General features: G+C 74.1%; 17 protein-coding genes and 1 pseudogene. 9 read left to right on the forward strand and 9 right to left on the reverse strand.

What is annotated here, in order from left to right; genetic code table 11:
* Nucleotides 1-2: 2 nt before the first annotated feature.
* A complete protein-coding gene (locus tag AB2L28_RS02755) occupies nucleotides 3-905 on the forward strand; it encodes an ROK family protein (RefSeq protein ID WP_370717183.1) in 903 nt (300 codons plus the stop codon).
* A 64-nt stretch (nucleotides 906-969) separates the two neighbouring features.
* Complete coding sequence (locus AB2L28_RS02760) at nucleotides 970-2,763, forward strand: family 20 glycosylhydrolase (protein WP_370717184.1); 1,794 nt, start codon at nucleotides 970-972, stop codon at nucleotides 2,761-2,763.
* A 153-nt stretch (nucleotides 2,764-2,916) separates the two neighbouring features.
* Here the strand turns inward: AB2L28_RS02760 and AB2L28_RS02765 are convergent, their stop codons facing one another.
* Together AB2L28_RS02765 and AB2L28_RS02770 are read right to left on the reverse strand one after the other, a co-directional pair.
* The gene (locus tag AB2L28_RS02765; protein WP_370717185.1) at nucleotides 2,917-3,624 is read right to left on the reverse strand and encodes a fasciclin domain-containing protein; all 708 of its coding nucleotides are present in this window, start codon (nucleotides 3,622-3,624) and stop codon (nucleotides 2,917-2,919) included.
* 112 nt (nucleotides 3,625-3,736) lie between these two features.
* Nucleotides 3,737-5,296, reverse strand: coding sequence for a molybdopterin-dependent oxidoreductase (locus AB2L28_RS02770; RefSeq protein WP_370717186.1), 1,560 nt, complete (start codon nucleotides 5,294-5,296; stop codon nucleotides 3,737-3,739).
* Between the two features lie 155 nt (nucleotides 5,297-5,451).
* Here AB2L28_RS02770 and AB2L28_RS02775 point away from each other — a divergent pair, with 155 nt between their 5' ends.
* From AB2L28_RS02775 to AB2L28_RS02790, 4 genes and pseudogenes are all read left to right on the forward strand, one after another.
* Complete coding sequence (locus AB2L28_RS02775; protein WP_366172588.1) at nucleotides 5,452-5,664, forward strand: hypothetical protein; 213 nt, start codon at nucleotides 5,452-5,454, stop codon at nucleotides 5,662-5,664.
* A gap of 187 nt (nucleotides 5,665-5,851) precedes the next feature.
* A pseudogene (locus AB2L28_RS02780) lies at nucleotides 5,852-6,064 on the forward strand (oxygenase MpaB family protein); the annotation flags it as partial.
* Nucleotides 6,065-6,453: 389 nt separating this feature from the next.
* The gene (locus AB2L28_RS02785) at nucleotides 6,454-6,648 is read left to right on the forward strand and encodes a hypothetical protein (protein WP_370717187.1); all 195 of its coding nucleotides are present in this window, start codon (nucleotides 6,454-6,456) and stop codon (nucleotides 6,646-6,648) included.
* A gap of 98 nt (nucleotides 6,649-6,746) precedes the next feature.
* Complete coding sequence (locus tag AB2L28_RS02790; RefSeq protein ID WP_370717188.1) at nucleotides 6,747-8,048, forward strand: glycoside hydrolase family 125 protein; 1,302 nt, start codon at nucleotides 6,747-6,749, stop codon at nucleotides 8,046-8,048.
* Here the strand turns inward: AB2L28_RS02790 and AB2L28_RS02795 are convergent.
* Nucleotides 8,032-8,487 (reverse strand): MarR family winged helix-turn-helix transcriptional regulator, encoded by a 456-nt coding sequence (locus AB2L28_RS02795; RefSeq protein ID WP_370717189.1) that lies wholly within the window; start codon nucleotides 8,485-8,487, stop codon nucleotides 8,032-8,034. The two genes, AB2L28_RS02790 and AB2L28_RS02795, sit on opposite strands and share 17 nt — an antisense overlap.
* Nucleotides 8,488-8,511: 24 nt before the next feature.
* On the reverse strand, nucleotides 8,512-10,809 hold the full coding sequence (gene treS / locus AB2L28_RS02800; protein WP_370717190.1) for a maltose alpha-D-glucosyltransferase: 2,298 nt from the start codon (nucleotides 10,807-10,809) through the stop codon (nucleotides 8,512-8,514).
* Nucleotides 10,810-10,934: 125 nt separating this feature from the next.
* Here treS and aztD point away from each other — a divergent pair, with 125 nt between their 5' ends.
* Both aztD and AB2L28_RS02810 read left to right on the forward strand, forming a co-directional pair.
* Nucleotides 10,935-12,209, forward strand: a complete 1,275-nt coding sequence (gene aztD, locus AB2L28_RS02805) for a zinc metallochaperone AztD (RefSeq protein ID WP_370717191.1) — start codon at nucleotides 10,935-10,937, stop codon at nucleotides 12,207-12,209.
* On the forward strand, nucleotides 12,206-13,060 hold the full coding sequence (locus AB2L28_RS02810) for a metal ABC transporter substrate-binding protein (protein WP_370717192.1): 855 nt from the start codon (nucleotides 12,206-12,208) through the stop codon (nucleotides 13,058-13,060). Before aztD ends, AB2L28_RS02810 begins: the two co-directional genes overlap by 4 nt.
* An 11-nt stretch (nucleotides 13,061-13,071) precedes the next feature.
* On the opposite strand, the gene AB2L28_RS02815 is transcribed toward AB2L28_RS02810, so the two are convergent.
* Nucleotides 13,072-13,995 carry a LysR family transcriptional regulator gene (locus AB2L28_RS02815; RefSeq protein ID WP_370717193.1) on the reverse strand — a complete coding sequence of 308 codons (924 nt, stop codon included), beginning with the start codon at nucleotides 13,993-13,995 and terminating at the stop codon, nucleotides 13,072-13,074.
* 18 nt (nucleotides 13,996-14,013) lie between these two features.
* Between AB2L28_RS02815 and AB2L28_RS02820 the strand changes: the two genes are divergently transcribed.
* Entirely contained in the window at nucleotides 14,014-14,484 is a 471-nt protein-coding gene (locus AB2L28_RS02820) for a hypothetical protein (protein ID WP_370717194.1), read from the forward strand.
* 106 nt (nucleotides 14,485-14,590) lie between these two features.
* Here AB2L28_RS02820 and AB2L28_RS02825 read toward each other — a convergent pair whose 3' ends face one another.
* From AB2L28_RS02825 to AB2L28_RS02840, 4 genes are read right to left on the reverse strand one after another with little or no spacing between them, the layout of a single operon-like run.
* The gene (locus AB2L28_RS02825) at nucleotides 14,591-14,989 is read right to left on the reverse strand and encodes a RidA family protein (RefSeq protein WP_370717195.1); all 399 of its coding nucleotides are present in this window, start codon (nucleotides 14,987-14,989) and stop codon (nucleotides 14,591-14,593) included.
* Nucleotides 14,990-14,993: 4 nt separating this feature from the next.
* The gene (locus tag AB2L28_RS02830; RefSeq protein ID WP_370717270.1) at nucleotides 14,994-16,310 is read right to left on the reverse strand and encodes a cytochrome P450; all 1,317 of its coding nucleotides are present in this window, start codon (nucleotides 16,308-16,310) and stop codon (nucleotides 14,994-14,996) included.
* Nucleotides 16,311-16,320: 10 nt separating this feature from the next.
* Nucleotides 16,321-16,614 (reverse strand): GroES family chaperonin, encoded by a 294-nt coding sequence (locus tag AB2L28_RS02835; RefSeq protein ID WP_370717271.1) that lies wholly within the window; start codon nucleotides 16,612-16,614, stop codon nucleotides 16,321-16,323.
* Nucleotides 16,615-16,649: 35 nt separating this feature from the next.
* Nucleotides 16,650-16,940, reverse strand: coding sequence for a DUF3618 domain-containing protein (locus tag AB2L28_RS02840; RefSeq protein WP_370717196.1), 291 nt, complete (start codon nucleotides 16,938-16,940; stop codon nucleotides 16,650-16,652).
* Nucleotides 16,941-16,945 lie beyond the last annotated feature (5 nt).

A 16,945-nucleotide genomic window follows, 5' to 3' on the forward strand; every position in this document is an offset into this window, starting at 1 on the left:
GCGTGACCGTCTCCGAGATCGTCGGGGACCTCCTCTCCGAGGGCCTGGTCGCCGAGCTGGGCCCTCGCTCCGAGGGCCGGGTGGGCAAACCGGCGATGATGGTGGGGCTGCGCGCGAGCGAGCACTTCGTCCTCGCGGTCGAGCTGCAGTCCCAGCCGACGGCGCGGGCGGCGGTGCTCGACCTCGGCGGGACCGTGGTGCACGAGGAGACGACCGACCTCGGGGGCCGTGGGAGCGGGGGTGGCCTCCCCGGGATGGTGGACGCCCACGGCGTCGTGCCCGAGTCCGCGAACCTGGGCTGGCGCGAGGTCCACCTCGCCGACCACCTCGGCGCGCGGCTCGGCACGGGCGTCCACGTCGCCAACGACGCCGACGCCGCCGCCCTGGCGGAGTTCACCTACGCCGACGCCTCCACCTCGGGTTTCCTGCTCGTCGCGATCGGCCGGGGCGTCGGGGCCGGCCTCGTGCTGGAGGGGAACCTCGTGCGAGGGCACGGCCTGGCCGCCGGTGAGATCGGCCACCTGACGGTGAACCCGCGTGGGCCGCAGTGCAGCTGCGGTCGTCGCGGTTGCCTGGAGACCTGCCTGGGGACGGCGCACCTGCTCGAGGCGGTCGCCGGTCGGACGGCCTCGGGCCGGCGGACCGCGCTGCGGGAGGCGGGACGCCGGCTCGGGGCGGTGCTCGCCCCCGTCGTCGCCGCCCTGAACCTCGAGGAGGTCCTGCTCACCGGGCCGGCAGAACTCCTCGACGGCCCGCTGCTCGACGCCGCGCGGGAGTTCGTGGCGGGCGCCTGCCTGCCGGCCACGAGCGGCGCGGTCGACCTGCGGATGGCCCGCCTCGGCGGGGACGGTGTCCTCACGGGTGCCGCCGCGCTCGTCCTGTCCGGTGAGTTCGGTTTCGGCTGAGGGTTCCTCTGCGACGCAGAACTCCCTAGACTCGCGCAAACCCCTCGAACCAGGAGAACTCCTCGTGCCCGTCACCCCGTTCCCCCGCCCGCGGTCGATGACGAGCACGACGGGGGCCGGACCCGCGGCGGACGCCCCCCTGCGCGTCGTGCTGGACCCCTCGACCCCCGCGCAGGGCTACCGTCTGCAGACCTCGACCGAGGGCACGACGGTGACCCACGCCGACGCCGCGGGGCTGCGCTACGCCCTGGCCACGCTGGACCAGCTGCGCGCCGACCCGGGGTTCTCGACGACCTCCTACGACATCGGCGACCACCCCGACTTCCCCGTGCGCGGTTTCATGCTCGACGTCAGCCGTGACCGGGTCCCCACCCGGCGCACGCTGGCCCGCTGGGTCGACGTGCTGGACCTGGCCCGCGTCAACGCCTTCGAGCTGTACACCGAGCACACGTACGCGTTCCGCGGCGAGCAGGAGGTGTGGCAGGACGCCTCGCCGCTGACGGCCGGGGACCTGCGCTGGCTCGACGCGCTGTGCGCCTCCCGCGGGATCGAGCTGGTGTGCAACCAGAACACGCTCGGCCACATGGAACGATTCCTGAAGCACCCGCGGCACGCCCGGCGCGCGGAGAACGAGGACGGTTCCACGATGCGCGGTGTGCACCGCCCGCCGAGCACCCTGGAACCCACCGCCGAGAACGCGGAGTTCGTGACGGGTCTGCTGGAGGACGTGACCCCGAACTTCCGCACGCGCCGCCTCAACGTCGGCGCCGACGAACCCTTCGAGCTGGGCACGGGCAAGAGCGCCCGGCGCGCGGAGGAGGCCGGCCTGGGGACGGTCTACTGGGAGTACGTGACGAGCGTCCTGCGGCCCTGGCTGGACCGCGGGTACACCGTCGAGTTCTGGGCCGACGTCTTCGGGGACCACCCCGAGCTCATGGACAAGGTCCCCGCCGGGGCGGTCCCGGTCGTGTGGCAGTACGACTCCCCCCAGCTCCTGGCCGAGGTCCTGGACGCCGCCTCGCCGGGTCAGGTCCAGGAGTGGGAGTCCCTCGGCGTCGACGTCACCGCCCTGCGCGACGGTTTCCGCGACCGCGCCAAGCTGCTGCTCGAAGCGGGCGTGCCGTTCTGGGTCGCCCCGGGGGCGAGCAACTGGAACTCGCTGCTGGGACGGTGGGACAACGCCGTCGGGAACATGGTCGACGCCGCCGAGGTGGGTCTGGCCAACGGCGCGCAGGGGTACCTCAACACCTCCTGGGGCGACCACGGGCACTGGGACCCGCCGTCGGTCGCCTTCGGCCCGGTCCTGTTCGGCGGGGCGGTGTCCTGGTCGCTGGAGGCCAACCGCGACGTCGACGTGGCCGCCGTCCTGTCCGACGCGCTGCTGCTCGACCCGCACCGCGTCGTCGGGGACGTCCTGGTGCGCGCCGGTGGGGTCTGCGCCCGGCTCGGCGCTCCGCTGCTCAACGCCTCCCCCCTGTGCCTGGTCCTGCGCGAGCCGGATCGCTTGAAGTCGTGGGCCGTCCCGGCCCCGGGGGCCCTGGACGCGGCGCAGGCCGAGCTGCTGTCGTGCCTGCACGACCTGCGGGCGGGCGACCCGGCGTGCTCCGACGGCGACGTCGTCGTGCGCGAGCTGACGCAGGCCCTGCACCTGGCGGAGTTCGCGGTCCGGGTGTTCCGGGCGCGGGGGCAGGACGGGTCCTTCGACGCGGGGCTCGCCCCCCGGCTGCTCACCGAGCTCGACGACCTGCTCGAGGAGCACCGCGCCTGCTGGGCCCTGCGGTCCCGTCCCGGCGGCCTGGCCGACAGCCTGGCCGCCTTCGACCCCGTGCGGCACGCGCTGCTGCGGGCCGCGACCTGACGGCGCCGCCGTGCGCATCGGGGCCCGAACGACGAACGGCCTGCCGGTCCTGCACGCCGTGGGGCGTGCGCTGGACCGGCAGGCCGCCGGGTCTGCCCGCGGACCGTCCCGTCGCGGCGATCGGTGCCGCGACGGTGACGGTCGCACCGTCGGTCAGGACGGCGGCATCAGCACCGAGTCGATGAGGTAGACCGTGGCGTTGGAGGTCTGCACGTTGCCGCAGATCACGTTGGCCCCGTTGACGGTGAGGTTGTCGGCGGCGCCGTCGACCATCACGTCCTGGCCCTGGACCGTGGACACGGAGCCCGCGTCGAGCAGCTCCTGCGGGGTCATCTTCCCCTCGACCACGTGGTAGGTCAGGACGTCGGTCAGCGTCTGCGCGCCCTCGGGGGTCTGCAGCGTGCTGACGGTGTCGGCCGGCAGCGCCTGGAAGGCGGAGTCGACGGGCGCGAAGACCGTGAACTCGCCGCTGTTGAGCGTGTCGACGAGGTTCACCTGCGGGTTCAGCTGCCCGGAGACGGCGGCGGTCAGCTGGGTGAGCAGCGGGTTGTTCGAGGCGGCCGTCGTGACGTTCGCCGTCGACATGCCCTCGACGGACCCGGCGCCGCTCGGCACCTGGGCGGCGTAGTCGGCGCACCCGGGACCGACGGGCATCATGTCCGCCTCACCGGAGGAGGTCATGCTGTCGGACGGGCTGGCCATCGAGCTGGACGAGCTCGAGGAGGTCGTCATCTCCGGGGTGGAACCCGTCGTGGTGTCGTCGGAACCACCGCAACCGGCCACGGCCAGGGTGAGGGCACCGGCGAGGGCCACGAGGGAGAACGCGCGCTTGCCGTTGGAGGTCGTGTTCAGAGTGGACATGGTGTTTCTCCTCAGTTTCTCTTGCGGTACTTCGATGGTCGGTGGTTCCCGGGCGTCCCGCACCCCGAGAACCGGGTTCCGTCCCGGCCGTTGCCGAAACGTCACCTGAGTCCTAGACGATCGTGAACAGTTTGCTGGGCCAGCCCGAGGAACCGTCCGGGATGGGTTTGGCGACGGTCTCCGTCTGGACCTGGCCGGTCCCGTCGGTGGCCCGCGCCCGCAGCGTGTGGTTCCCGGGCTCCAGGTCGTCGAGACCGACGGTCCACTGAACCCAGGTGTTCTCCCCCACCGACGGCAGGAGTTCCGCCGTCCGCCACGGGCCGGAGTCGACGGAAACCTCGACCTGCGAGATCCCCCGGGTCTGCGCCCAGGCGACCCCGGCCACCGGAACCGTTGCGCCGGAACGGACCTTGGCGAACGGCGCCGGGACGTCGATCCGCACGGCCGTCTTGATCGGGGCCTGTTCGGCCCACCCCCGGTCCGTCCAGTAGGCGGTCTGCCGGTCGAACCGGGTCACCTCGATCTCGGTGATCCACTTGCAGGCCGAGACGTAACCGTACAACCCCGGGACGATCATCCGGGCCGGGAAGCCGTGCACGTCCGTCAGGGGTTCGGAGTTCATGCCGACGGCGATCATCGAGGCGCGCCCGTCGGTCGCGTCGGCGACCGGGGTCGAGACGGTGAACCCGTCGACCGACCGCGACAACAGCATGTCCGCGTCCGGCTGGACCCCGGCCCGTTCGAGCAGCCGGGTCAGCGGAACCCCCAGCCAGCGGGCGTTCCCCACGAGGTTTCCCCCGACCTCGTTCGAGACGCAGGTCATCGTCATCCAGCGTTCGACGAGGTCCTCTCCGAGCAGGTCGTCGAACGTGACCGTCACCTCCCGCTCGACCATGCCGTGGATCCGCAACGACCACGTGGAGACGTCCACCTGGGGGACGGACAGCGCCGTGTCGACCCGGTAGAAGTCCTTGGCGCTCGTCACGTACGGCGTGACCCCGTCGACGGTGTCGATCCCCGCCGGGAGCGGCGCGGCCGGCGAGGCCGGCGCCGGCAGGTCGATGCGGGACCGGGCCTGCGCCACGGACCGGGAGGCGGTCACCGCCGCACCCGCCCCCGCGCTCCCGGCCGCCACGGCGGCGACGCCACCGAGGACGACCGAGCGGCGCGACAACGGCCCCGACGCCGCGGCGCTCGCGCGCCGACGTGAGACGCGCGTGCAGAGCACGAGCGCCGCCGCACCGGCCACCGTTCCGACCACCGAGGGCAGCCAGCTCAGGGCCGTCGCGTCCGGCCGGTTCAGCGTCGCCCCCACCGCGGCCGCCCCCAGGACGGCCACCCCCACCAGGGCGAGGCGGAGGTGCTGGCGGGCGAGCAGACCCAGGACGACGAAGAGCAGGGCCAGGGTCGCGTACAGGCTCCCGAGCAGGACGGCCTTGTCGGACTGGCCGAACTGCCGGATGGCCCACTCCTTGAGCCACTCCGGCGTGCGGGCGATGAACTCCTGCCCGACCCCGAGGACGGGGTCGGAGGAGCGGACGAGGAACGCGGCGAGCAGGGACCCGACCCCCAGGGTCAGCCCCCCGGACAGCACCCCGGACAGCACCCCGGACAGGGCGGCCCACGGCCACGCGGCCGCGCCGGACCGGTCCTGCGTCGTTCGTCGGTGCACGTCGTCACCTCCTCTCCCCCTCTCTTCGGACCCGGGGGGCCCGGTGGATGCGTGGTCCAGGTCACAGTTCGGTCGCTCTCCGGTGGCGGGCCCGCGCGGTCCGCGGTCAGATGCAGGAGTCACCCGTCGACCACCGCACGACCCGAGGAGAAACCGTGATCAAGTCGCTGCACGAAGCCGGGATCAAGTCCGAGTGGGCCTACACGGCCGGTTTCGCGAGCATCGGGCTGTCCTTCCTCGCCTGGACGATCTCGCGCAAGGCCGAGGACGCGGGCGTCGACCGCGCCGACCGCTGGGGCATCTTCGTCGGCCACTGGGCGCCCACCTTCTTCGGCGTGGGCAACGCGCTGCGCAGTTACGAGAAGTGAGGGCGGCGCAGGGCTGAACACCTCCGGCCGGGTCCGCGCCCGCTTCCGGCGCCGCGTCTCGGGTGACCCGACCGGGGCGCCGGAGTGGGTGCGGTCCATCGCCACCGTCGGCGCGGGCCCGGGGTGGTTCGACCCGGACGGCGTCGTCTGGCGCGTGCACGGCGACCTGTCCACCCTCGTCGGGGGTGTGGCCGCCCTCCTGGGGCAGGGGGCCCACCCCCTGGCCCTGGCCGGGGTGCAACGGCACTCCACCTACCGCACCGACCCCTGGGCGCGGCTGGCCGGGACCGCCCGCTGGCTCGTCGTGACGACCTTCGGCTCCGACGAGCTGGCGCAGCGCGAGGCGGTGCGGGTCCGCGACATGCACCTGCGCGTGCGCGGACACGCTCACGACGGCCGTCCGTACGCCGCCTCCGACCCCGCCCTGCTGCGCTGGGTCCACCTCGCCTTCACCGACACGCCTTCTTCGCCGCCCAGGACGCCTGCGGGCACGACCTGGCCCCGCGGTTCGGGCCGCGGTGGGCGGACGCGTACGTCGCCGACTGGGCGCGCAGCGCGCAGGCGCTCGGGGCGCAGGACCTGCCCACCTCCCGGGCCGGGCTCGCCGAGGCCCTGCGCGAGCACCGCTCGCAGCTGGTCCCGGTCCCGGACGACCTGCGCACCTTCATCACGGGCCCGACGGGACTGGGGCGCGCCGAACGCCTGGTCTACCGGCCGATCGCCCGCGCCGGTGCGCTCGTCCTGTCCCCCGCGCTCGCCGACCTGGCCGGCGTCCCGGGCCGGGACGGGGTGGCCGCCTCCCCCCTGCACCGCCTCGAACTGCGCGCGGCGCGCCTGTCGCTGCGGGGCCTGCAGCTCACCCTCGGCCCGTACAGCCCCTCCGAGCAGGCCGCGCGCTACCGGCTCGGCTGGACTCCCCGACCGGACTGGCTCGACGAGAGCACGACCGACAGCCGGCCCGGGGACGTCGACAGGCCCTCGTGACGCGGGGTCGTCGGCGGGGGCAACCCCGCCGAGGGGTCGGCACCGTCGGCTGGCGAGTTTTCCTGAGATCGTTCCCAGGGGCGCCCTACAGTGGCTCCGTGGACGCGAGGGTGGACGAACTGCTGCCGACGACGCTGGTGGACGACCTGACGGAGCAGGTGACCCGTCGCGCCGGGGAACGGGTGGGGGCGATCTTCGCCCGGGCCCTGCGCGAGACGGTGGAGCGGACGCCGACGGTGCGCCCCGACGGGTCCGTCTTCGTCGTGACGGGCGACATCCCGGCCATGTGGCTGCGCGACTCCACCGCGCAGTGGCAGACGTACCTGCTGCTGCTGGACGAGGCGCCGGGTCTGACCGACGTCATCGCCGGGGTCCTGCGGACGCAGTTCGCCGCCATCCGCCACGACCCCTACGCCAACGCGTTCAACGACGGCCCCACCGGCCGGTGCCACGAACCGGGGGACAACAGCGACGACCCCTGGCTGTGGGAGCGCAAGTACGAGGTCGACTCCCTCGCCTTCCCCGTGCTGCTGGCCCACCGGCTGCGCCGCGCGACCGGGCGCGACGACCTGCTGGGCCCCGACGCGCACCCGGCCATGCGGCGCGTCGTCGAGGTGTGGCGGGTCGAGCAGGACCACGAGGAGCGCTCCCCCTACCGGTTCGTCCGGCCCACCGACCTGCGCAGCGAGACGCTCGAGCGCGACGGGCTCGGGACCCCCGTGGCCCGCACCGGCATGACGTGGTCGGGTTTCCGGCCCAGCGACGACGCGTGCGAGCACGGCTACAACGTCCCCGCGAACCTCTTCGCCGCCCGGGCGCTGGACCACGTCGCCACCTTCGCGCGCGAGGTGTTCGACGACGCCGGTCTCGCGCACGACGCCGCGACCCTGGCCGCCGAGCTGCGCGAGGCCGTCGCCGCCCACGGCGTCGTGCAGCACCCCGGGCACGGCCGCGTCTGGGCCTACGAGGTCGACGGCCTCGGTGGCGCGCTGCTGGCCGACGACGCGAACGTGCCGAGCCTGCTCTCGCTGCCCCTGCTCGGCGCCTGCCGCGCCGACGACCCGCTGTACGTCGCGACCCGCGGGCTCGTGCTGTCCGAGACCAACCCCTGGTTCCACCGCGGGAGCGCCGCGACGGGCATCGGCAGCCCCCACACGCCCGACCGCCACGTCTGGCCCATCGCCCTGTGCGTGCAGGCCCTGACCAGCGGGGACGAGGAGGAGGCGGTGCGGACCCTGCGCCTCGTCGCCGACTGCGACGACGGCACCGGGCACGTGCACGAGGGTTTCCACGTCGACGACCCCTCGCGGTGGACGCGCGAGTGGTTCTCCTGGGCGGACTCGACGTTCTGCGAGCTGGCGCTGTCCCTGCTGGGCCGGCGCGTCACCGACCTCGACTGACGTCGGCGGCCGTCGCGGCGTCGATGACGCGCGTGAGCCCGTCACGCAGACGCTCCAGCTCGCCCACGTCCACGCCGAGGCGCTCGACGACCTGCCCGGGCACCCGCAACGCCTCCTGCCGCAGCTCCCGTCCCGGCGCGGTGAGGGTGACGGCGAGGCTGCGCCGGTCTTCGGGCAGCCGTCGCCGCTCCAGCAGGCCCTGGGCCTCCAGCCGCTTCAGCAGCGGGGAGAGCGTGGGCGGGTCCAGCTGCAGGGTCTCGGACAACTCCTTGACCGACAGCGGTTCGCTCCCCCACAGCGCCAGCATCACCAGGTACTGCGGGTGCGTCAGGCCCAGGGGTTCCAGCACGGGCCGGTACACCGACAGCACCGTGCGGGCGGCGACCACGAGGGCGAAGCAGACCTGCCGTTCCAGCGTCAGCGGGTCCTCGGTCCTCACGCGGGCAGGGTACCCCTTCGTGCGCTAACCGTTGGCCCCCTGGGATCCGCGGATCTCCTCCTCGGGGTCGTTCTCCCGCAGCAGCAGCGACAACCCCGCGTAGGGCTTGAGCCAGACCCCGAAGCTCTTGAGGTCGTCGACCCAGCCGATCTCACCACCGTTGGACAGGTCCGTGACGGGAACGCGCGGGGTGAAGTGCTCCGAGCGCACCGACCCCTCGACGGTCTCGGCACCGAAGTTCAGCACCGTGACCTGCAGGGCGGTCCGGCCACCGTGGTCGGCCGGGTCCAGCTCGTGGACCATGACGAGCATGCTGGGGTGCGCGACCGGCGGGATGTCGATCTGCCGGGAGGTGGCGATGCGGTTCGTGCGCCGCACCTCGAGCACCTGGGCCAGCTTGTTCGCGAAGGAGTTCTCGTCCTGCAGCTGCTGCGGGATCGTCCCGTAGAGGGAACGGCCGACGGGGATGCCCGAGGCCGACATCGTCGCCTCGGGGGCGACGCCCATGAGGTCGTGCCCGGCGCGCTCGATCCAGCGCGTGTCCCCCGAGGTCAGGAGGGGTTTGACGCTCTCGACGGGCAGCGGGAGCATGCCGAGCAGGTCCCAGCCCGACAGGGCGAAGACGCCGGGCTGCCAGGCGTTGAACATCGCCATCAGCAGGTGCGCGCGCTTGATCTGCTCGACGTCGTCCTCGGTGAGGGCGTCGAGCTCGCGGTGACCACGGCTGGCCGCGATGACGCTGGCGCTGGTGCAGGCAATGCCGTTCGTCGTGAAGACGAGGTTGTAGGGGCCGTTCTCCCCCGTCAGCCGCTCGACCAGGTCGGCGCGCACCGTCTCGGCCAGCACCCCACCGGTGACCGTCGCACCGCGGAACTCGTACTCGTCCTCGGAGTGCCTCGTCGCCCAGTGGACGAGTTCGTAGGTGAGCTCGTCGTGGTTCTGCAGGGCGTGCACGAGGGAGGCCGGGTCCACCCCCAGCTCCAGGGCCTGGCGCAGACACAGGCGCAGGAACTCGGTGTCCCCGGTGGCGACGGCGTGCTGGCACCCGGGCCGGGTGATGAAGTCGTATGACAGGTCCGCGCCGACCTCGGAGGTGTCGCGGATGTCCTCGATCGTGAGGTTGAGCTCCTGGAAGGTGAAACCCCCGACCTTGCGGACCATGCCCGCGATGAGGTGGTTCGCGGCCTCGGACAACGGGTGGCCCTCGGACCAGGCCGGTCCCTCGACGCTCTTCTCCACGCCGAGGAACCCGTTGGCGTCCAGGCGGAGCGCGCTCGTGCCGAGGTCACCCAGGGAGTGCAGGGCGTCGCCGATGACGAGCTTCATCCCGGCGAAGGACGGGTCGAGCCAGTTCACCGAGGGCTGGCCCTGCTTGAAGTAGTGCAGGTACACCCAGCGCCGCGTGACACCGTCGACGCCGACCACCTCGCGCGTGGCCGACCAGTTCGTCTCCTTGATGCCGGGCGCGTAGAAGATGACGCGCTGCAGCTGGCCGATGATGAACCCGAGCTCGGACAGCGCAGCCTCGGCGGCGGCGTCGAGGTTCGCCGCGTCGTGGCCGGGCGCCACGTCGGGCAGCAGGTCCCAGTGCTCGGCGGGGATCTCGACCATGTGGTAGATGCCCGGGTAGTCCTCGTGGGCCATCTCGGCGAGGCGGAAGTCCGCCCCCTTGCCGGTGTGCCCGGGGACGATGTCGTCGATGACGCTGCCGTCGTGGTCGGCCGCCACCTCGCACAGGTGGCGGAACTCCCCCTCGGTCCCGAACATCGGGTCGATCTCCGTGGAGATGCGGTCGAAGTGACCGTCGACGCTGGGGGTCTGCCGCCACCCGTCGAGCCCGCCGGCCGACTTCACCGGGCCGGTGTGCACGGCGTCGATCCCGATGCGCTGGAACGCCTGCCACAGGTCCGGGTCGCCCAGGGAGCCCAGGAACGACCGTCCCGGCCGGGTGACGAGCGAGATGGGGTAGGCGGTGAACCAGACGGCGGCGGTGTCGACGGCGCGGCGCGGGTCGGGTTTGGCGTACGGGTTCTGCCACATGCTGGCCTTGCCGGAGAACTGCCGGCTGATCTTCTCCGCGTCCGCGAGCATCGACTGGACGAGCAGCCACTGCACGTACTCGGGGTTGGACCCGTCGGCGGCGCCCTCCCCGGCCTCGGGCCGCGGCGGCGCGTCCGTGCCGCGCAGGCGCGCCTGCGGCCGGGGGCGGCGCAGCGACCGCGGTCGGGCGGGGTAGCGCTGCTCGTCGTACGTGATCTCGCTCGGCTCGTGCTCGACCAGCTCGACCAGCTCGACCTCGGCGATCTCGGTGTCGTCGTCCACGGACCTCACCCCACCACAGACCGGCCCTCTTCTCGACCGGAGATCGCCGACCGCCTGTCGATAACGGTTCTCAGTCGTGCTACGGTTCCGCCGTTCACAGCTCCCGACCAGGTTGGACGACCACCGTGCGCCGCAGCCCCCTGCTCACCCTGACCGCCCTCCCACTCTCGCTGTCCCTGCTGGCCGCCTGCGGCGGCAGCAGCACCGACACCCCGGCCGCACCGCCGAACACCACCGGGTCCACGGCCTCCTCGACCCCGGAACCCACCGAGGCCGGAGCCGCCAAGACCCGGGTGGCCGTGACCTACGACGGTGGCGTGCAGGTCCTCGACGGCTCCACGTTCGAGGTCCTCGCCGACCTGCCCTTCGACGGCTTCGCCCGCCTGAACCCCGCCGGGGACGGCCGGCACGTGATGGTCTCGGCCGACGGCGGTTTCCACGTCGTGGACTCCGGGGCCTGGAGCGAGCCGCACGGCGACCACTCGCACTACTACACGGCCGAACCCCGGGACACCGACGTGGTCTACGACGCCGAGAAGCCCGGTCACGTCGTCCGGCACGCCGGCAAGACCACCCTCTTCGACGACGGCACCGGCGACGTCGTGTCCTTCGACTCCGAGCACGTGGCGCACGACGCCGTGGCGGAGGGCGAAGCGCGCGAGTACACCACCCCCTCCGCCCACCACGGGGTCGCCGTCGAGCGCAGCGACGGGACGATGGTCGTCACCGAGGGCACCGAGGAGGCCCGGACGGGCATCCGGGTCCTCGACGCGCAGAACGCCGAGATCGCCGCGAACGACCAGTGCCCGGGCACCCACGGCGAGACGGTCGCCGCCGACGAGACCGTCGTCATCGGCTGCAGCGACGGCGTCCTCGTCGTCAAGGGCACCGAGATCACCAAGGTCACCAGCCCCGACGCCTACGGCCGCATCGGCAACCAGTGGGGCACCGAGGAGTCCCCGATCGTGCTCGGCGACTACAAGTCCGACCCCGACGCGGAGATCGACCTCACCACCCGCGTCTCCCTCGTCGACACCACCGACGCCACCCTGCGCCTGGTCGAGCTGCCCGGCGGCACCTCCTACTGGTACCGCTCGCTCGGACGCGGCGAGAACGGCGAGGGCGTCGTGCTCGGCACCGACGGTCAGCTGCACCTCATCGACACCGCCGCCGGGACCGTCACGCGGTCCACGCCGGTCGTCGACCCCTGGGAGGTCCAGGAGGACTGGCAGGCCCCGCAGCCGCAGGTCTTCACCCTCGACGGCACCGCCTACGTCACCGAACCGGCCACGAAGGAGATCCACGCGGTCGACATCGAGACCGGCGAGGTCTACGCGAGCGGCACGCTGGACGTCACCCCCAACGAGCTGACCGCCGTCCCCGGTGAGGTCACCGAGTGAGGTCGGCCCCCCTCCTCGGCGGCCTCGTCGCCGTCGCCCTCCTCGCCGCCTGCGGGTCCCCGGACCCGCGGGCCGGCGGGGCGGACGGGACGACCGTGGTGACCACGTCGCACCCCCTGCAGTACGCCGCCGAGGCCGTGGCCGGCGACCGCGCGAGCGTGTCGAGCATCCTGGCGGCCGGGGACGACAGCCACGGCACGGAGATCTCGACGCGTCAGGTGGCCGAGGTGGTCGACGCGGACGTGGTCGTCCACCTCAGCGGCCTGCAGCCCGCGATCGACACCGCGCTGAGCGCCCGGCCGCCGCAGCACCTCGTCGACGCCGAGCGCTACGCCGACGACGAGCGGGACCCGCACTTCTGGCTCGACCCGGTCCGGATGGCCTCCCTCGGGCACGACGTGGCCGCCGAGCTCAGCGAGGTCGACCCCGACGGCGCCGCGGACTACGAGGCCGGTGCCGCCGCCTTCGCCACCGAGATGGGCCGGCTGGACGCCGACTACGCCACGGCGCTCGCCGGGTGCCGGGACGCCGCGCTCGTCACCTCGCACGAGGCGTTCGCCTACCTCGCGCAGCGGTACGGGTTGCGGCAGATCGGGATCGCCGGGGTGGACCCGGAGGTGGAACCCTCCCCCGCGCGCGTCCGCGACGTCATGGAGGTGGCCCGGGAGAACGACGTCACCACCATCTTCTTCGAGGAGACCGCCAACCCCGCGGTGGCGGCCAAGCTCGCCGGCGACCTCGGCCTGCGCACCGCGGTGCTGCACCCCGTCGAGCGCGTCGACGAGGGCCAGGACTACCTCTCGCTCATGCGCGAGAACCTCCAGGCGCTGCGGACCGGGCTGAACTGCTGAGGGCCGCGGGGTCAGGTACCCGCCGCGGCGATGCCGAGGAGGTCCCGGGCCGGCCCGGGAGCCATCCGGGCGGCACCCGTCCACACCGCCCGCAGGGCACGGCTCAGGTCCAGCCCCCGCACCTCGACGGCACGCAGCCGCCCGGCGTCGACGTCGTCGGCGACGGCGAGCCGGCTGAGGACGGCGACACCGGCCCCCGCCCGGACCGCCTCGCGCACACCGGTCGCCGTCGTCAGCTCGACCGCGGGCGGCACCGGCTCCAGGCCGACCGCGGTGAGCGCCCGGTCCAGCACCTCGCGCGTCCCCGACCCGCGCTCGCGCGAGACGAGCGCGGTCCTGGCCAGCTCGGCGGCCTCGACCGGCCGACGCCGGCGCGTCCAGGGGTGGCCGGGGGCGACGACCACGACGAGGTGGTCGCGCACGAGTTCGCGGCTGCGCAACCCCCGCGGGACGCCCGGTCCCTCGACGAACCCGAGGTCGGCCTCCCCGTCCGCGACGGCGGCCAGCACCCGCACCGAGTTCGTCGCGAGCAGCTCCACCGCCTGCGACGCCGCTCCCCCCGTCCCGGAGCGCTGGCGCAGCACGAGCAGCCACCGGGGCAGGAGGTGCTCGGCGATCGTCATGCTGGCGGCCACCCGCAGGGGCGCCGTCCGGTCGGCGCGCAACGTCCCGATGCCCTCGGCGACCTCCTCGGCCACCTCGAGCAGGCGGGTGGCCCACCCCGTCAGCAGGGTGCCGGCCTCGGTGGGTCGCGACCCCTGACGGCTGCGGTGCAGGAGGGCGACGCCCACCTGGGACTCCACGGCCCGCAACCGGTCCGAGGCGGCCTGCTGGGTCATCCCCACCCGTCGCGCCCCCCGCCCGATCGACCCCGTCTCCACGACCGCGACGAGCAGGCGCAGCGCGGTGAGGTCGGGCACGCGGTCCAGGGGCACGTCGGGCAGGGTAGGCGGGTGAGTCCCGCACCGGCCGACCCGACCCTGCTCACCCGCCTCCTCACGCGCGCCGTCGACGCCGCCGCCCGGGCCGACGCGGACGGCTTCGGCGCGGCGACGGCCGACCTCGCCGCGTTCGACGCCGAGCAGGCGCGGGTGGTGCTCGGCTGGGTCCTGCGCCGGTCGCTGGAGGAGCAGCACCCCGACGGCCTCGACGCCGACGACCTGCGCGCCGCGGTGACGGCGACGGCCGGCCGGGCCGGGTGGTTCGCGGAGCTGGACCCGCGGGTCCTCGTCGTCGTGCTCGTGGCCGCCCTCGGGGAGCACCCCGACCCCGAGGAGGTGCCCCGGCTCGGTCACACCCTGGTGCTGGCGCACGCGCTGCTGCTCGTGCACGACCTGGCGACCGGGCCGGGACGCCCCCTGCGGCGGGCCCTGGACCCGGCGTTGGCGGAGGTCCGCCGGGCCGAGACGATGGAGATGCCCTGATCGGACCGCCGTGTCGAGCGGGTGGGACGACGTCCGGCTGCGCTCGCGCAGGACCGCGGGGCGGCCGTCCTCGGCGGCGTCCCGGACCTGAGCCGCGCGGGCCCGCCTATCGTCCGGCGACGAGGTCGATCTCGACGAGGGCCCCGACGGCGAGCCCCGTCACGCCGACCGTCGTGCGGGCGGGCAGCGGACCGTCGAACCACGTGCGGTAGCGCTCGTTGAAGGCGGCGAAGTCGCCCTCGAAGTCGCGCAGGTGGACGCGGACGTGGAGGGCGTCGTCGAGGGTGAGGTCGAGCTGGGCCAGGACGGCCACGAGGTTCGCGCGCACCTGCTCGGCCTGCTCCTGGACCCCGCCCCCCACGAGCAGACCGGTCGCGGGATCGGTGGGCATCTGCCCGGTGACGAAGACGAGGTCGCCCAGGCGCGTGGCGTGGGCGAACGGGCCCACCCGGGGCGGGACCCCGTCCTCGGGGCGGAACACGAACGTCTCCTTGCGGCTGCTCACGGCCTCAGCCTGGCAGGCGTTCCACGTGCAGGGGCAGCCCCCCGCGCGGGCGCAGGGTCACGAGCGCGTCGACGGGCCGCGGCGGCCCGGCGGGGCGGACGGTGTGGGTGCGCAGGAGGGAGGCGAGGACGAGGACCTCCTCGACGAGGGCGAGGTCGCGGCCGATGCACAGGCGGGGGCCGGCACCGAAGGGGACGTAGTGCTCGCGCCGCTCGGGTCCGGCGAACCGCTCCGGCCGGAAGGCGGCCGGGTCCTCCCACAGCGCGGGGTCGCGGTGCAGCGCCCAGGTGCTGACGATGACGAGGGTCCCGACGGGGACCGCGACCCCGGCCACCACGTCGTCGGCGAGCGCCTGGCGGGTGATCACCCACGCCGGCGGGTACAGCCGCAGCGCCTCGTCGACCGCGGCGCGCAGGTACGGCAGCCGCGGCAGGTCGTCCCAGCCGGGCTCCGCGTCGAGGGCGGCGACCTCGGCGTGCACGCGGGCGAGGGCGGTCCGCTCGCGCGAGAGCAGGTCCAGCGTCCAGGTGAGGGAGCTGGCGACGGTCTCGTGGCCGGCCACGACGAAGGTCACGAGCTCGTCGCGGACCTGCCGGTGGTCCATCCCGGCGGCGAGCATGAGCCCGACGAGGTCGCGCGGGTCCTCCAGCGTCCGCCGCGCCCGGTCGGCGAGGATGCGTGCGCAGACGTCGTCGATGGCGGCGACCTCGCGGGCGAGGCGGGCGCGGGAGGGCGTGGGCCAGGCACCGGGGACGGGGCTGGCCGCGCGCCGGACGACGAGTTCCAGGGCCCGGCCGACGGCGTCGACGAGCAGGGGCGCGTCGCGGGAGAGGTCGGCGGCGGCGAGGGTGTGCCCGACGACCTCGAGCCCGGCGCGGGACGTCGCGTCCAGGACCTCCATCGGCTGCCCGGGGGTCAGCGCGTCCGCCTCGGCGGCCAGCCGCCGCCCCGCCTGGACCGCGTGCGCGGCGACGTCGCGCAGACCGGCGTGGTGGAAGGCGGGTTGCACGACGCGGCGGTGGGTGCGCCAGCGCTGCCCGTCCCCGGCCAGCAGACCGGGCCCGGTGACGGTGGCCAGGGCGTTGTACTGGATCGTCGCCTTGCCGTACGCGCGGGCGTTCTCCACGAGCACGCGGCGGACCCCGGCCGGGTCGGCGAGGACGAGGACCGGCGTGCGGGGCAGCGGGATCGCGGCCACCGCCCCGTGCCGGGCGGTGACCTCGGCCAGGAACAGGTGGGGAGCCCGCATGATCCGGGGGACCGCGCGGACCATGTCGAGCGGGGACGGGCCGCCGACGTCGAGCGGGGAGTACCGGTTCAGCGGTCCGGGCCTACAGGTAGAGGCCGGTCCGGCCGCCGTCCTCGCCGGGGGCGGCGACGGCGTGCAGGTCGCGTTCGCGCAGCAGGGTGTACCCCTTGCCGTGCAGCTCGACCTCGGCCTTGTCCTCGGGGTCGAACAGGACCTTGTCCCCCGTCGCGACCTGCCGCACGTGCGGCCCCACGGCCACCACCGCGGCCCACGTCAGCCGCTTGCCGACGGCGGCCGTGGCCGGGATGAGGATGCCCGCGGAGGACTTGCGCTCGGCGGCGTCGTCGGGCTGCACGAGGACGCGGTCGTGCAGCATCCGCACGGGCAGCTGGTCAGGGGTGCTCACGGGGCTCAGCGGCGCTTGCGCACCGCGCGGACGACGACGAACGTCGTCACGCCGAGGACCGCGACACCGACGGCGGCGACGCGTTCGACGCGCAGGCCCCCGCGGTGGTCGAAGGTGAAGGAGTGGACCCGGCCGCGGACGTCCGCGAACGAGCGCCGGGCGATCGTCTTGGGCGCGAGCCGGTCGGTCAGCTCGTCGATCGTGCCCGCGAGCGCGGCTCGGCGAACCTCCACCTCGCGCTCGAGAGCGCGCGGGTCGCTGGTCGTGATCTCGGCCTTGCCGTCGCTGGCCGCCACGGCCA

The organism is Kineococcus mangrovi (assembly GCF_041320705.1).
Taxonomy (GTDB): Bacteria; Actinomycetota; Actinomycetes; order Actinomycetales; family Kineococcaceae; genus Kineococcus; species Kineococcus mangrovi.